The sequence below is a fragment of the Paenibacillus psychroresistens genome, from assembly GCF_009728935.1.
Classification (GTDB): domain Bacteria; phylum Bacillota; class Bacilli; order Paenibacillales; family NBRC-103111; genus Paenibacillus_AC; species Paenibacillus_AC psychroresistens.
In genome coordinates this window covers 7768572-7783102 of sequence record NZ_CP034235.1, presented here as the reverse complement: position 1 = coordinate 7783102, position 14531 = coordinate 7768572, and the positions used below count along the sequence as shown (strand labels likewise).

Here is a 14531-nt window from a genome sequence, read left to right as displayed (position 1 = left end):
TGGATTGTCTGTTTATTTAGAATTCTAAGAAAGTATATTTTTTTTGCGTATACTGATCTTAGAATTCCGGACAAACGCACCGTTTTCTTTCAGAAAGACGGCGGAGCCGGTATCCTTGGTTCTTTTAGTGATAAATGTCGAAAAGTGTAAATATTCCGAAAACAAATCTCCTATACAATGGTATAGACATGTCTTATTACAGGGAAGAAAATTAGGAGTGAGCACAATTGAGAAAACTGCTGGTATTGGCTGCTATTATTTGTCTATTAATTGGGATAGCAGCATGTATTTCTACCCCTAAAAAGCTAACGATTGGTTTTGTTCCCTCTGGCAGTCCTGAAAAAATGAAGGTCGACTTTCAGCCCATACAGCTTTATCTTGAAAAAACTTTGGGTGTAAAGGTGGATGTATTCATTCCTGAAGATTACCTTGGATTAATTGAGGCCATGAAGAATAAAAAAGTCGATATCGGCTGGTATGGGGCGTTTTCTTATATTGCTGCTGAGAGTCAAATGAAGCTTGATCCAATGGTGATTCAATCGCGATACGGGTACGGGACGATTTACCATTCGCTGATTGTGACGCGAAGTGATTCGGAAATTCATACCGTTGAGGATTTGCAAGGGAAATCATTTGCTTTTGTGGATAAAGGCTCGACCTCTGGTTTTGTTGTACCTATGGCATTGTTTAAAAGTCGTGATCTGGATTATGAACAATATCTGGGAGACACCATTTTTTCGGGTTCACATGATGCTGTGTTTAATGATGTAATGAGTAAGAAAGCAAATGCAGGCGCCATGGATGATCTCACATTAGGGAAAAAAATAGATACAGGCGAAATAAAAGTAGATGATATAAGGATTATTTGGAAATCCAATGATATTCCAGGCTCGCCATTTGTGGCAAGAGCGGACTTAAACAGCAAGCTTAAAAACAGATTTAAGACAGCGATGATTCAATTAAATCAGAAAGCTCCTGCTGCGATAAAAGCTTTCGATTCGAAAACAGAAAAATATATTCCGTTTGAACCCAGTATGTACAATGAAATCCGCAATATTGCTACGCTGCTTGGCAATGATTATATTCGTACCAATTTCCTGCAAAAAAAATAACTTGGCTATCTAGGTAGCCAAAGGGGTGCGTGCTTCCAAATGAGAAGCATTAAATTTATTGCTACAGCGTTAATTCTTGGAGTTAGTACGATAACGATTTTAATATTTGGCTATGTTTCTCATATGAATACAAAAACGAGTATTGAAAAAACATATTTTCACGAATCTGACCTCGTTTTACGGCAAACCGTAATGGCTTTTGAGAATCTGATAAAAAGCTCAGAAGCGACCATGGAACAGTTTTCTAGCTCCGTTTTAATTAAGCAGGCTAGCTATATTAAGGATCCAAGCAGCATAAGTCCACTATTGGAGGTTTATCAGAAAACAGTCCCGCAAAGCAGCGCATTGAAGCTGGGATTAACCACTGGAGCCATGTATACGGGCACTAAGATGTCGATCCCCCCAAGCTACGATCCGAGAACAAAAGCTTGGTATACCAAAGCCTTGGAATCTCCAAGCAACCACATTGTTTGGACAGAGCCTTATATTGATTATATGACTCAGAAAATTATTATTTCAGCTGCCAAAACTATATATTCCAAAACTGGCGAGGTCGTTGGCGTACTGGCGATCGATTTTGATGTGAGTAAGATTAGCTCTTCCATAAGCTTTTCTAGAATTGGTGAACAGGGATTTGTGATGCTGCTTAATCCAAATGGAGTCATTATTGCCAATAAAGATGATTATTTAATTGGCGAGTCGATTTTTGGTGAACAATTGCAGGAAATGGTAAATAAATCTACTCGAGCGCAAACTCCCTTTATATTGCACGGTAATAAGTACTATCTTAAGTCGGCCTCCTTTGGGGACAATGGGATGATGGTAATGACAGCGGTCAACATTAAAGAGATTAACACTGCGCTTCTTAAAGAGCTTTCTAGTGTGTTTATTATCGCAATCATTTGCTTGTTGGTCTATGGTATTCTGGCATATGCGGCAACTTTAAAGGGGATAGCTCCTCTCCAGAAGCTGGTGCTTCTTATGCAATCTGCTGAGAAGGGAAACTATCAAGTTCATGCAGAAATGAAGAATTACCGGGAGATTGGAGCTTTATCCAGTGGGTTTAATCAGATGATTCAAGGAATTAGTGAGCGGGACGCTCAATTAATGGTAACCAATAGCGAGCTAAAGGCTAGTGAAGAGAAAATTATGCTCCTTGCTTATTACGATGTGCTGACAGGGCTGCATAATCGGCGGAATTTGTTTGAGACGCTGAATAAAGTAATCAGCAAGCAGGTGAATTCAGACGCTAAAGCGGTATTTTTTATTGATTTAGATAATTTCAAAACAATAAATGATACATTGGGGCACGCTACTGGAGATGCGGTTCTCAAGGAGGCCGCTCTCCGTATTCAGGAGCTGGCAGGGCCTGAGGATATTGTCGCGCGGATCGGTGGAGACGAGTTTATTCTTATCATTCACATAGTGGATCTCATTCCAGATACGATAAGAGTGGCACAGCGCTTATTGGGTCTGATGGAGAATCCCATTAAGATTGATGCTGTTAGTCAAGCGGTTACAGCGAGTATTGGCATTGCCTTGTATCCGAAGCATGGTGTAACCCCGGAAGCCCTTCTGCAAAAAGCAGATATGGCTATGTATAAAGCAAAGGCCAGCGGGAGGAACAATTATCACATCTTCGATGAGAGTATTCAGCAGGCGATCAATGAGAAAGCGCTGATTAAAAATGGAATTAGAGAGGCGCTAAAGGACGATCTTTTTGAGTTGATGTACCAACCGTTGTTTGATTTGCGGGAATGGCGAACTACTAGCGTAGAGGCACTTTTACGGAGTAAGTCGGCTGCACTTGCAGGCAAAACGACACTTGATATAATTGAGGTAGCTGAACAAACGGGCCAGATTGTAAAAATCGATAAATGGGTATTTAAAAAAGCGTGCCAATTTGCCAAGATAATCAATCAGGATTCAGATGAGCGGATAAAAGTCTCGATCAATGTCTCATCCTTCCAAATTGGACAAAGTGATTTTGTGAAATTTATTAAAAATGCCCTCACCGAGGTAGGTGTTTCTCCCAGATGCATCGAGCTTGAGATTACAGAAACGGTCATGATGGACTCGTTCGAGGCCAACCGCCAAAAGCTGGATGAACTAAGGCAATTAGGGATACATATTCATTTGGATGACTTTGGTACGGGGTTTTCTTCCCTAAATTATATGAAAAACCTGCCGATCGATGATGTGAAAATAGACAAGTCTTTTATCGATTCGATGCTCCATTCAGAAAGAGACCAGAAAATTACTAAGGCAATCGTTGATTTAGCACATAATATTGGTCTGAAAGTAACAGTTGAAGGAGTAGAGAGTGAAGCGCAATTTGAGATGCTGCGTACTTATGAGTGCGATGTTCTTCAAGGCTATTTTATTAGCAAGCCACTATCGGAAGATGATATAATTGCGTTTATTCAGAATGAGAAGGTTAAAAGATAAGTATATTACTGGATATTGAGAATTAATTGAATTGAGGATTACGCTTTATGACTCTAGGTCCACGTGTATTAAAAACAGGAATTGCTGTAACCCTAGCTTTATATTTATGCTCCTTTATAGGTTTAGAGCCAGGTGTGTTTGCTGGTGTAGCGGCATTGCTCTCCATTCAACCATCGATATATAGAACATGGAGATTGATGCTGGATCAGATCATTACAAACACGCTTGGGGCGACTATTGCACTTTTGGCCATTCAATTTCTCGGAGACAGCCCTGTTATTATAGGATTTGTCGCAATGCTGGTCATAGCTGTCACGCTTAGAATCAGAATGAGCAATACAATCCCGCTTACATTAGTAACGGTATTGGCCATTATGAGTGTTCCCGGCAATGAAACCTTTCTGTTTGCATGGAATCGTTTTGCCATCATTATGGTTGGGGTGGGCTCGGCTTTGCTGGTGAATTTAATCATATTGCCACCCAAATACAAAGAGAATTATCTGAAAAAAGCACATACTGCGTTTGAGAATATGTCCTTGCTGCTGCGTACAGCGATTTCGAATGAGATGCTAGAGAGAACTGTGAGGGACGACAGCAAAAAATTTAAGGATGACATGCAAGCGCTAGAAGAGCAATTTGAATTATTTGATGAAGAACGCGTAAAAATGATCAAGCTTAATCCAATGGATGTCCGAGAAATTGTCGTTTTCAAACAGATGCTTAAGACCTTGCAGCATGGAGGGCAAGTGCTGGATAACATCGAAGAGCATTTCTTTCAGAGCAAGGTGGAAGAGGCCGAAAACCATTTATTTGATCAATATCTGGAGAGATTGGTCCGTAGTCATGAATACCTTTTGTTGAAATATGAAGGCAAAATGAAAGATAAAGAAACACACTTTGAAGAAGATGTGCTTAAAGAGAGTGGGCTATTCTTTAAGCAGGTATTGGAGTTCTATAACCAAGACGTCGACCAGAAATATCGCTTGCTGATTATCGCATCATCCATTGTTGAATATACTTTTCATTTGCAGCGCTTGAACCAGCTCATTGAACAATATGACAAAGTCGCGAATAAGAAGTAAAATTATAGTTATAGACATGCAATAAGGAAGGAAGACTATCTGTGGAAATATCCAAAGTCGAACAATTTAGGATTTTTAAGAATGAAATTACGCGGTTTATGATGGTTTATAAATTTGCTTTAGATGCGATAGATACCAAATTGGAGATTCTTAAAGAAGAATTTCAAATCCTACACGACTACAACCCCATTGAACATACCAAATCTCGGCTTAAATCACCGGAAAGCATTATGAAGAAGCTGTTTAAAAAAGGCTGCGAAATTACATTGCCTAGCATTAGAAGCAATATTAGAGATATTGCAGGCATTCGAATCACTTGCTCTTTTATTTCTGATATTTATTGGTTAAGCGAGATGCTTAAGGGACAAAGCGATTTGAAGATTCTCGAAATCAAGGATTTTATCCAACAGCCCAAGGAAAATGGTTATCAAAGTCTACATATGCTGATTGAAATTCCGGTATATATGTCAGATAGGCAAGAGCAGGTGTGTGTCGAGGTACAAATTCGGACGATTGCTATGGATTTCTGGGCCAGCCTTGAGCATAAAATTTTCTATAAATACAATCAATCGGTGCCACAGCATTTATTAAATGAATTGAAAGAGGCTGCGGAAACAGCCACAGCCTTGGATCGCAAGATGGAAATGATTCATAAGGAAATTTCGGAAATTAAAGAAAGTCAGCCAGAGGATTTGGAAGAGGAGCTTAAGCAGCTGCGAATCGGCAACCAACAGTTTCAAATCCCGGAGGATTTATTAAGATTGATCAGCGGGACTTAATGAATTTCTACTTGAATGGGTGTGCATAGATAGCCGTTACAATCGCTTTCCTCACAAGGGCATGCGGAAATGGCAACTATGACATCCATTTCTGCTTTTAGGGTAATGTAATCGCCTGCTTTGGACAGTGGAGCTTTAACTTGGATTAAACCCTTCTCATCAACAACTGTATTCATAAAAATATTAAAAGCATGATGCTGATCGGGAGGAGAAATCCCGTGTTGGCTTAAAGCATTATTTAAATTATGGTAACAGCTAGCGTGATCAGGCTTCTGGTATAAGAAAGCATACATTTCTGGGCGGCAGGAGGAGTTAAGGAAATCATGCTTACCAACCTTGTCTTCGATTAAGGTAAACATCGGTGTATACAGATTGGAGTAAATTTTGTCATGCAGATTAATGTTTATTGATCGTAGGACATCCATAGTCACAGTGGGATCTAACCGTTCTTTGTGGTTGTGTGCGTTGTAAGCCACGAAATCGGATACCTGCTGACCCGCTATATCAATGATTTTAATGTACTGGTCTTGCTGTAATGTGAAGCTTCGTCCTTCTTTTGCCGGAATGGTTATAATATCGATGCTCAGCTGCTGGCTCATTAGAAACCTCCTCTTATTTGAATAATCTAACCCTAAAGAGACCATCCTATGTGGGTGTTATAACAAATTTCTCAGGAGGTAATAAGACGCATGCAAAACTCATATTCACAACAAGGCAATTTACAAGGTAATTCTCAAATGAATCAAGCGATGAATCATGGTGGACATGAGATGTTCGATGCCCATGAAATTCTAGCTGGATTTATAAATGTCTTAGATCAGTATGTGCTGTATAACGGCTTCATTCAAGACCAAGAGCTTAAACAGATGTTGCTGCGCCAGTATGAGTTTATTACGGATTTATACAATATTTCGGTTGAAGCTTTTTCAACAGGAAGTAAACCGTCTCATCCAACTCAAAACTATATGATGAATCAGAATAATGATGTGGTTTATGGGATGCAGCAGCAATCAGCTCCTAAAAAACCAATGACTAATATTAATGAAATCAAAGATGCAGGGATTTCTGCTTATATGCTAGGTCAGATTAAAGGCATAACGTCATGTCTTTCGATGGCGGCATTTGAGGTGACTAATCCGGTCTTGCGACGGATGATGGCAGATAGCGTGCCTGACTTTATTGAAATGGGTTATGAGATATTCCTGTACCAGAACAAGAACCAATATTATCAGGTGCCGCAGCTTGCCGAGCAGGATATGAAGCAAATGCTGAACAGCTTCGATTCCATTCATTAAAACACCGCGCGGCCACCTGAAATGGTGGCAGTTAACGTTGCTTGGCATGGGCTGCACGATCGGCAATGGCTTCTTCCTTGGCTCAAATATCGCCTTGCAGAGGAGTGGCTATACCGTGCTGTTCCTGTTTGTTCTGGCAGCGGTAGCCACTTACTTTGTGTTTGAAGCATTGGCTAAAATGACTGCAGCGCATCCAGAGCAAGGCTCATTCCGCACGTATGCCAAGATGGCTTATGGGCGATGGGCCGGCTTCAGCAGCGGTTGGATTTATTGGTCATCCGAAATGCTAATCTCAGGGAGCTCCTTATTGGCGCTCTCTATTTTTACACAGTTTTGGTTCCCTCAGCTTCCGCTTTGGATATTGAGCGCGATTTATGCTGTTCTTGGACTTGTTATTGTGATTCTCGGAGCCAAGGGCTTGGAGAAAACCGAGTATTTGTTAGCCGTAATGAAAGTGACTGCCATCGTTTTATTTATCTTAATGGCTTTAGCCATTTGGCTAGGCTGGTTTGATTGGAATGCCTCGTGGACGAAACGTACAGTAAGCTGGAAGAGCATAATTAAGCCTGGTTATTTGGGGATGTGGCAAGGATTAATCTATGTATTCTATGCGTTTGCCGGTATAGAAGTTATGGGCTTAATGGCTTCTGGCTTGAGTGAGCCACGCAAAGCGATTCGCTCAGGTTTTATAATGCTCCTCTTGGTAGCTATTCTTTATCTTGCGTCGATTGGTTTGCTGCTCTTATTAATCCCACTCGATCAGCTGCAAAAGGAGGGAAGTCCATTTATTCTCGGCTTAACCAGCCTGGGCTTTCATGTGCTGGTCCATGTGTTTAATGCAGTCTTAATAATTGCCGGCTTTTCGACGATGGTAGCTTCTCTATATGGAATTACACTTATGCTTGTAACATTGGCTGAAGATGGCGATGCGCCAAAATGCTTCATTAATAATAAGCAGCCAAAAGGTAAGATACCAATTCCTGTTTTGGGATTAACCGCAGCGGGATTATTAGTCTCTATTCTGATGGCATTGTGGATGCCTAAGCATATTTTTGAGCATGTTGCGACTGCTGCAGGCTTGGTGCTGCTCTACACATGGTCGTTTATCTTAATCTCTGCTCCTAAAGTAATTAAGCTCTCCACAGCCGCTAAAATTAAAGGGATCTTCGCCTTGGTCCTAATGGGTATTGCGGTATCTGGAACTGGAATTGTAGCGTCTAGTCGACCTGGTTTGTGGGTTAGTTTGTTATTGGTGGCAGTTATTGCGAGTGTAACTCTTATTATGAACCGAAAATGGAAGCAGCCAAGCAGTTGATGAGGTTATTTTGATGAGTCATTGCTGAAGCTGCTCCACTTCTTCTTTAGTAAAACCAGTGAACTCGACAATGGATGGAATGTCTAATCCTTTAAGCAGCATGCGTTTTGCTACTTCCTCTTTACCTTCTTTCTTTCCTTCGAGCTTTCCTTCGAGCTTGCCCTCTAACTTGCCTTCCTTTTTCCCCTCTAACTTAGCTTCTTTTCTAATCTTAGGATCGAAAATAGATTTACGCATATGGTTTATCTCCTCTTCCATTTCTTTGTATTGTCCATATCGGTTGTATAAGTAGTCTGTTATGTTTTGGATGACACGCAAGATTCGTTCTAAATCTCCGACTTTTATTTGATGCGTATCATGCAATTCTCCAAGCACTTCTAAGGTTTGTTGGATCGTCCGTTTTAATTGTTCAAATTGTGCAGCCATTAACTGACGTTTCTCAGTCTCAGGCCGATTGCTGGTGCTTATTGTTCTCATGCGCTTACGCGATTGAAATACGAGCAGTGGAAGGAGAGCATACATCCGTTGATGTCTTAAAGATTCAGGAGTGTGCTTCCAATACTTCATCACATCAACATCGTAAGTAAGCTCATGACCGTTGGAAAGTCGTAGAATCAAGGATAAAGTGTCATCGACGGCTTCATTCTCTTCTAGAAAAATGACAAGCTGCTTTGGAAATAAGAAAACTTTCTTTTCCCGTGGCACTTTGTTATTAGCTTCCAATGATGTAGCATGCTCGAGTGCTTTCTCGAAGCCATAGCGGAACATGCGAATAACCATTGTCTCATCGTTTAAGGTTTGAAACTCAATATGAAAATGGAACGTTTTGTGCTTGGACTCCACGGTGATGAACATATCGCCGATGATCCGATCATACTCGTCACTGATAAATTCACTGTTCCCATAACGAATTTTCACTTCAGGTCCATAGAAGGTTTCATTAAATAATCCGTTGATCAGCTCAATCGTCAAATTCTTCGATAATTTGAATAATACTCGCATGATCTGGTCTAGCTTTATTCGTTCTTGTTTGTTCTGTTTACTACGAGCTTTGCGTTTTTCATTCATCCACTCAGATCCCCCTTATTATACCACATTCCTTTTCTGCCTGACCAAGCTGAGTTAACGTCTATAGACAGAAAAAACACACTCCAACTAGGCATAAAGCCAGAAGTTGGGTGTGCTTCACCACAATTGTTATGAAATTAGCTATCTTTAGAGAAATCATAGCAAACATCAGCTCATATGACAATTTATTCTTTTATTATTCAAAGCTTCATCTTTGCAAATGGGCACTGGGCAGGAACCTGGTCATCATCTCTAAGATAATACTGCTTCCATTCTAGATTGTCTTTTTGCCCATACCAATTCAGTGAAGGATGCGCAGGAATTCCATCATATTCGACTAAGCGGCTGCGTATAGCTTTCTTGATTTTTAGCCCAAACGGAGTGGAATCATTGATATCAGCGAACACCCAGCGGGGTTGAAAAGCGAGCAAGAGAGAGGAGAAGTGTCTACTTTTACGAATGGTATGTGCAGGGGTGGCACAAAATATGAAATAAGGATTGCCATCAAAACAGAACTCCCAAGAGGCTTGCGAGGGATCTCTGGAAACCTCGGGTGGCCATGCTTTTTGATCATAAGAGTTTACTTTATTCATTAGTTCCCAGAATACATGTTCATACTCTTCAATCGATTTTTTCTGAACACCCTCTAAAGGCTGGGTAAAAACGACTAGAGAGGCATATTTTCCGGTTTCTCTGGAAATTTGTCCATATTGCATTAATAAGCTTGCAAGCTCTCGGGAAGCAGCCTCCGAATTTGGGTCAGGGATAAAGCCGAAACGTAAATGATCCGCCAGAAAGCCTTGTTTACCAGGAATACAGGGGTACGCATTCTCATCATCGTTAAGCATTGCTGCAAAATCATTATAAGCTTGCAGTTGCCAATTACGTAACGTTGACGGATGTTGGTCCAACCTGCTTTTTGAAAATAGTTCAGACATCTGTTCTAATCCTCCTTCACTATGCACGTAATATGTGTATGTAGAGGAGACTATCTAGGTGAATGCCTTGCTTATAACAATAATGCTTTAACAGCTTGATAGCCGAAATAGAGACCAAAGCCGATTAATGAAACGCTAGCCATTCCCGAAATAACCTGAATAATTTGCTTGCTGCCCCATTTGAATACGGTGCTGGCTATAGTCGCCATAATGACATCCCAAAGCAAGATGCCAAGAAATATGCCCAAGCTATAAATAAACACATATCGCATACCATAAGTCTCCACTGTTTTGGCTAAGATCGATCCATAAATCCCGAGCCAAAAAAGAATATTCAATGGATTAGTCAAGGCCATTAGAAAACCTGAGAAAAAAGACTTAGCGGCAGATACATCCTTGCTTGTGACGCGAGCAGCTGCTTGGTTCTTTCTAAGATTAAGCAAGCTCTCAATTCCTGTGTAAATCAGAACGAAGCAGCCAAATGCCCAAAGAAAGGTTTTCATGAAGGGCGTGTTAAGAAAGTGCGCTAGTCCAAAGTAAATCAACAGCATGTAAACCACGTCAGCAAGCATAGCCCCTAGCCCAACAAGCCATGCATGTAGAAAGCCATATTTAATACCCTTGTCCAGCTGAGCAGCATTGATCGGTCCGATTGGAGCGGATAAAGATACACCAAGAATCATATAGGTAAAAAAGATATTCACAATCCAATTCCCCCTTGTAAAAGCTTGTACACGTAATTGTATTCTTGTGAAATAGAATACAGAACGGCAAATAGTGGGGCAGATTGTTTTACATCGCTAAAAGTAGGGTAAGTTATATAGGAATATAATTTAAAGGAGTGATTGAAGATGAGTCAAGTCAGTCTGAGTCAAACCAACCTAACCGACAAAATTAAAAAAGTGCTGGATGCGAATCAAGTATGTTCCTTGGCAACTATTGAAGGTACTAAACCACATGTTCGGTATATGGCCCTGTTTCATGATGGCATAAATATCTTATTGGTTACCAGTAAGAAAACACACAAGGTTGAAGAACTGATAGAAAATCCACACGTTCATATCATTACTGGTTTTAATGGGGATTGGGAGTCGGAAACCTTGCAGGTTGAAGGAACAGCTAGTGTTTCTTCGGATGGAGGCTTACGGAAAAAGCTCTGGAAGGATACGTTTAAAATATGGTTTGAGGGTCCAGAGGATCCTAATTATGTTGTGCTAGTTATTAAACCACAGAGGATTCTTTACTCGGATGGAAAATCGATGAAAAGTGAGATATGGGAATCATAGAATTAAGTTAGTAATCGCCTTCTGTTCAACATGAAATTGATGTTGAGCAGAAGGCTTTTTAAGGAAATGATTGTGCAAAAAATGTCGAATAATCTAGCCTTATAAAGGCAGAAATCAAGTTCAGGTTTGCAATGAATGGTTTTTAGCCTCTGAATGAGGGATAATGAGATTAATGGGAAATAAAAAATAAAATTTTAACCAATAAAAGGGGTTTATCTATGAGTGCAAGCAGCTTTAGTGATTATACATTAAGTGAAGAAATCGTCCGTGCATTAGAAAGCTTGGGTTATACCAAGCCAACAGAGGTACAAAGTAAAGTAATTCCAATCGCGCTTACGAAGCGGGATATTGCTGTGAAATCACAAACAGGCAGCGGCAAGACGGCTGCATTCGGCATTCCGCTATGTGAAATGGTAGATTGGGAAGAGAATAAGCCACAGGTCTTAATCCTAACTCCAACAAGAGAGCTTGCTGCACAGGTCAAAGAAGATATTACTAATATAGGTAGATATAAACGGATAAAAGCAACAGCGATTTATGGCAAAGAGCCCTTCATTAAACAAAAAACGGAGCTAAAGCAGAAAAGCCATTTCGTAGTAGGTACGCCAGGACGGGTATTGGACCATATTGAGAGAGGTTCGTTTGATTTGGAGCGTCTGGAATATCTCGTGATAGATGAAGCGGATGAAATGCTGAGAATGGGCTTTATTGATCAAGTGGAGTCGATTATTAAAGCATTGCCTAAAGAGCGCATGACGATGTTATTCTCCGCGACTTTGCCGAAGGATGTAGAAAATCTATGCCATCGCTATATGAACAACCCGCTTGATATCGAGATCGAAACAACGGAAAGTTCAACCGTTAAAATAGATCATTCGCTTTATATCGTGAGAGAAAATGATAAATTCAGTTTATTTAAAGACATTACAACTCTCGAAAATCCAGACAGCTGCATTGTTTTTTGTCGGACGCAGGAGCAGGTCGATCATGTTGCTAACGAATTGGATCGGATTGGTTATACGTGTGATAAGATCCATGGCGGTATGGTGCAAGAGGATCGTTTTAAGGTAATGAATGAGTTTAAAAGAGGCGAATACCGTTACTTGGTAGCGACGGATGTTGCGGCAAGAGGGATCGATATTGATAGTATTACTCATGTGATCAATTATGATCTTCCTTTAACCAAGGAAAGCTATGTCCACCGAACGGGAAGAACCGGGCGTGCCGGCAAAACAGGAATTGCTATCAGCTTTGTTACGCCGCATGAAGATAAATTTTTAAGCGATATAGAAGGCTACATTGGGTTTGAAATTCAGCAAAAGGAAGCTCCGTCCAAGGAAGAAGTAGCAGCTGCTAAAGCTACATTTGATGCGAAAATGAGCACTCAGCCTCCTGTAAAGAAGGAAAAAAGTGAGAATTTGAATAAAGAGATTCTCAAGCTGTTTTTTAATGGAGGCAAGAAGAAGAAGCTTAGGGCTGTTGATTTTGTCGGGACGATTGCCAAGATTGAAGGGGTAACTGTCGAGGATATCGGAATCATTACGATTGAAGAGAATATTTCGTATGTGGATATTCTCAACGGCAAGGGAATGCTCGTCATTAAAGCAATGAAAACAACAACGATTAAAGGTAAGCAATTAAAGGTGTACGAAGCGAACAAAAAATAATTAAATTAAAGGGGGCAACAGAGATGATTAGTTCCCTTAATACAGGTTTATCCTATGTAATGTTAGGCATTGTATTTCTCGCGATGCTCTCGATTGTGTTTGTTAGCTGGCGGAATGGGATATCTCCAATGCCTTCATCGGTCAAAGTCCGTTCAACGGTAGCGAGTGAGATCAATCGGCTTTCTGGAACTGGAACAATCGTCGAAGCGGGCTCAGGCTGGGGTACGCTTGGATTGCATTTGGCGAGACAATGTACAGGCTGGAAAATAGTTGGCTTAGAGAATTCGCCGGTCCCATTGTGGATTTCGCGGGTTTTTTTACGCTGGGCATCAACAGTGAACGGTATTTCTCGTGAGAGTATTACGTTTATTAAAGCTGATATTTATACGTATCCGTATGGTGCAAATGATGTGATCGTTTGTTATTTATACCCTGGTGCGATGAAACGGCTAAGCGAGATGGCTAATAATCGACTCTCGCCTGGAACACGAATCATAAGCGTTTGTTTTGCGCTGTCTGGCTGGGAGCCTGAGCGGATAGTGACGTGCGGAGACTTATATCGGACTAAGGTTTATGTGTATAGCATATAGGTTTGCTTATCGTTGCCTAATAGGAAAACGACTCACGGCTAAAGCCTTCAAATCATCAAGATTAGCCATTATTATGCCAGATAAGGTTAGTAAGGCGCCAAGTATGGAAGACAAGGAGACACTTTCGTTGTACCACAGTGCACCTATGATAAGGGCAATGACAGGCGAGATATAAAGCCAAGTGGCTGGGAAGACGGCGTTCGTTTTGGCAAGCAGCCAGTAATACAAGCTGTGGCCGATCATGGAGCCGATAACGATTAGATAAAGCATTGAGCTTGCTGATGAAACTAGATTAATGGATTCTGGATGGAAATGCTCGAACATTAAAGAAATCAATAACATGCCAGCTCCGACATACATCATCTGGATAGCGTTGACCGTGATGGGAGAGATCTCCTTGACGCGAAGCATAGTTTTGCGAGAATACAGAGTACCTGCAGAGTATCCAACTTCACCAATTAGAATTAGCAAACAGCTTACACCCCAAATCAAATTATGTTTTAGCCTGACGAGTTATAGCCTGACGCAGGAAAATCGATTGCATGCTCAGAATCATAATAGGTCCCGTGGAAGACAGCATAGCAGCAATGCCTGAGGAGACATGCTGTTCGGCCCAATATAACGATGAGAATGTAATAAAGGTGCTGGTCATCCCGATGATCATAAACTCTATTCGTAGAAGTGAGGATATAGAGATCCTGCGCTTCCATAACATCCAAAGGAAGATGATTAAGCCGGCGATGAAGAAGCGACTTCCTGCTGAGAGGAAAGGGGGGGGCCCGGCGTCCACCCCGATTTTGATCGCGAGAAAAGTTGTTCCAAAGATTAAGCACATAAATACATAGTTGATAAGAATCATTAGATGTTCACCTCTTATATACACTATAATGGAATAGGTATAGAACAGATGGAATAATAAATAGAACAGAATTCACGAGTGGAATTTAGAAT

15 protein-coding genes are annotated in these 14531 nt (G+C 40.8%); 9 read left to right on the top strand and 6 right to left on the bottom strand.

Going from position 1 to position 14531, the window contains the following annotated elements; genetic code table 11:
• The first annotated feature begins 227 nt into the window (after nucleotides 1-227).
• The 4 genes from EHS13_RS34925 to EHS13_RS34910 are packed head-to-tail and all read left to right on the top strand — an operon-like array spanning nucleotide 228 to nucleotide 5421.
• Nucleotides 228-1112 (top strand): phosphate/phosphite/phosphonate ABC transporter substrate-binding protein, encoded by an 885-nt coding sequence (locus EHS13_RS34925; protein ID WP_155704828.1) that lies wholly within the window; start codon nucleotides 228-230, stop codon nucleotides 1110-1112.
• Nucleotides 1113-1151: 39 nt separating this feature from the next.
• Nucleotides 1152-3560: a bifunctional diguanylate cyclase/phosphodiesterase gene (locus EHS13_RS34920; protein ID WP_155704827.1), complete on the top strand. Its 2409-nt coding sequence runs from the start codon at nucleotides 1152-1154 to the stop codon at nucleotides 3558-3560.
• A 47-nt stretch (nucleotides 3561-3607) separates the two neighbouring features.
• A complete protein-coding gene (locus EHS13_RS34915) occupies nucleotides 3608-4642 on the top strand; it encodes an FUSC family protein (protein ID WP_155704826.1) in 1035 nt (344 codons plus the stop codon).
• A 41-nt stretch (nucleotides 4643-4683) separates the two neighbouring features.
• The gene (locus EHS13_RS34910) at nucleotides 4684-5421 is read left to right on the top strand and encodes a GTP pyrophosphokinase (RefSeq protein ID WP_227013702.1); all 738 of its coding nucleotides are present in this window, start codon (nucleotides 4684-4686) and stop codon (nucleotides 5419-5421) included.
• Here EHS13_RS34910 and EHS13_RS34905 read toward each other — a convergent pair.
• Complete coding sequence (locus EHS13_RS34905) at nucleotides 5418-6020, bottom strand: DUF1989 domain-containing protein (RefSeq protein WP_155704825.1); 603 nt, start codon at nucleotides 6018-6020, stop codon at nucleotides 5418-5420. The genes EHS13_RS34910 and EHS13_RS34905 overlap by 4 nt on opposite strands.
• A 90-nt stretch (nucleotides 6021-6110) precedes the next feature.
• Between EHS13_RS34905 and EHS13_RS34900 the strand changes: the two genes are divergently transcribed.
• A complete protein-coding gene (locus tag EHS13_RS34900) occupies nucleotides 6111-6716 on the top strand; it encodes a spore coat protein (protein WP_155704824.1) in 606 nt (201 codons plus the stop codon).
• Nucleotides 6717-6762: 46 nt separating this feature from the next.
• Nucleotides 6763-8031, top strand: coding sequence for an amino acid permease (locus EHS13_RS34895; RefSeq protein WP_155704823.1), 1269 nt, complete (start codon nucleotides 6763-6765; stop codon nucleotides 8029-8031).
• Nucleotides 8032-8049: 18 nt separating this feature from the next.
• Here the strand turns inward: EHS13_RS34895 and EHS13_RS34890 are convergent, their stop codons facing one another.
• From EHS13_RS34890 to EHS13_RS34880, 3 genes are all read right to left on the bottom strand, one after another.
• Nucleotides 8050-9099, bottom strand: coding sequence for an Rpn/YhgA-type helix-turn-helix domain-containing protein (locus tag EHS13_RS34890; RefSeq protein WP_155704822.1), 1050 nt, complete (start codon nucleotides 9097-9099; stop codon nucleotides 8050-8052).
• A 200-nt stretch (nucleotides 9100-9299) separates the two neighbouring features.
• The gene (locus EHS13_RS34885) at nucleotides 9300-10037 is read right to left on the bottom strand and encodes a YqcI/YcgG family protein (protein WP_155704821.1); all 738 of its coding nucleotides are present in this window, start codon (nucleotides 10035-10037) and stop codon (nucleotides 9300-9302) included.
• 71 nt (nucleotides 10038-10108) lie between these two features.
• Nucleotides 10109-10741, bottom strand: coding sequence for a LysE family transporter (locus EHS13_RS34880; protein ID WP_155704820.1), 633 nt, complete (start codon nucleotides 10739-10741; stop codon nucleotides 10109-10111).
• A 147-nt stretch (nucleotides 10742-10888) separates the two neighbouring features.
• On the opposite strand from EHS13_RS34880, the gene EHS13_RS34875 reads away from it, so the two are divergent.
• The 3 genes from EHS13_RS34875 (at nucleotide 10889) to EHS13_RS34865 (ending at nucleotide 13580) form a co-directional block, all read left to right on the top strand.
• Entirely contained in the window at nucleotides 10889-11323 is a 435-nt protein-coding gene (locus EHS13_RS34875) for a pyridoxamine 5'-phosphate oxidase family protein (RefSeq protein ID WP_227013701.1), read from the top strand.
• A 218-nt stretch (nucleotides 11324-11541) separates the two neighbouring features.
• Nucleotides 11542-12990 carry a DEAD/DEAH box helicase gene (locus EHS13_RS34870; RefSeq protein ID WP_155704819.1) on the top strand — a complete coding sequence of 483 codons (1449 nt, stop codon included), beginning with the start codon at nucleotides 11542-11544 and terminating at the stop codon, nucleotides 12988-12990.
• Nucleotides 12991-13013: 23 nt separating this feature from the next.
• Nucleotides 13014-13580 (top strand): class I SAM-dependent methyltransferase, encoded by a 567-nt coding sequence (locus EHS13_RS34865; protein ID WP_155704818.1) that lies wholly within the window; start codon nucleotides 13014-13016, stop codon nucleotides 13578-13580.
• A gap of 6 nt (nucleotides 13581-13586) precedes the next feature.
• Here the strand turns inward: EHS13_RS34865 and EHS13_RS37445 are convergent, their stop codons facing one another.
• Together EHS13_RS37445 and EHS13_RS37440 are read right to left on the bottom strand one after the other, a co-directional pair.
• Entirely contained in the window at nucleotides 13587-14051 is a 465-nt protein-coding gene (locus EHS13_RS37445; protein WP_319633409.1) for a DMT family transporter, read from the bottom strand.
• Between the two features lie 22 nt (nucleotides 14052-14073).
• On the bottom strand, nucleotides 14074-14415 hold the full coding sequence (locus EHS13_RS37440; protein ID WP_319633439.1) for an EamA family transporter: 342 nt from the start codon (nucleotides 14413-14415) through the stop codon (nucleotides 14074-14076).
• Nucleotides 14416-14531 lie beyond the last annotated feature (116 nt).

Bases quoted from the DNA above. Each gene is read 5' to 3' on its own strand.
- EHS13_RS34885 (WP_155704821.1), bottom strand. From the start codon at position 10,037: ATGTCTGAACTATTTTCAAAAAGCAGGTTGGACCAACATCCGTCAACG.
- EHS13_RS34900 (WP_155704824.1), top strand. From the start codon at position 6,111: ATGCAAAACTCATATTCACAACAAGGCAATTTACAAGGTAATTCTCAA.
- EHS13_RS34915 (WP_155704826.1), top strand. From the start codon at position 3,608: ATGACTCTAGGTCCACGTGTATTAAAAACAGGAATTGCTGTAACCCTA.
- EHS13_RS34875 (WP_227013701.1), top strand. From the start codon at position 10,889: ATGAGTCAAGTCAGTCTGAGTCAAACCAACCTAACCGACAAAATTAAA.
- EHS13_RS34920 (WP_155704827.1), top strand. From the start codon at position 1,152: ATGAGAAGCATTAAATTTATTGCTACAGCGTTAATTCTTGGAGTTAGT.
- EHS13_RS34870 (WP_155704819.1), top strand. From the start codon at position 11,542: ATGAGTGCAAGCAGCTTTAGTGATTATACATTAAGTGAAGAAATCGTC.
- EHS13_RS34865 (WP_155704818.1), top strand. From the start codon at position 13,014: ATGATTAGTTCCCTTAATACAGGTTTATCCTATGTAATGTTAGGCATT.
- EHS13_RS34905 (WP_155704825.1), bottom strand. From the start codon at position 6,020: ATGAGCCAGCAGCTGAGCATCGATATTATAACCATTCCGGCAAAAGAA.
- EHS13_RS37440 (WP_319633439.1), bottom strand. From the start codon at position 14,415: ATGTGCTTAATCTTTGGAACAACTTTTCTCGCGATCAAAATCGGGGTG.
- EHS13_RS34895 (WP_155704823.1), top strand. From the start codon at position 6,763: ATGGGCTGCACGATCGGCAATGGCTTCTTCCTTGGCTCAAATATCGCC.
- EHS13_RS34890 (WP_155704822.1), bottom strand. From the start codon at position 9,099: ATGAATGAAAAACGCAAAGCTCGTAGTAAACAGAACAAACAAGAACGA.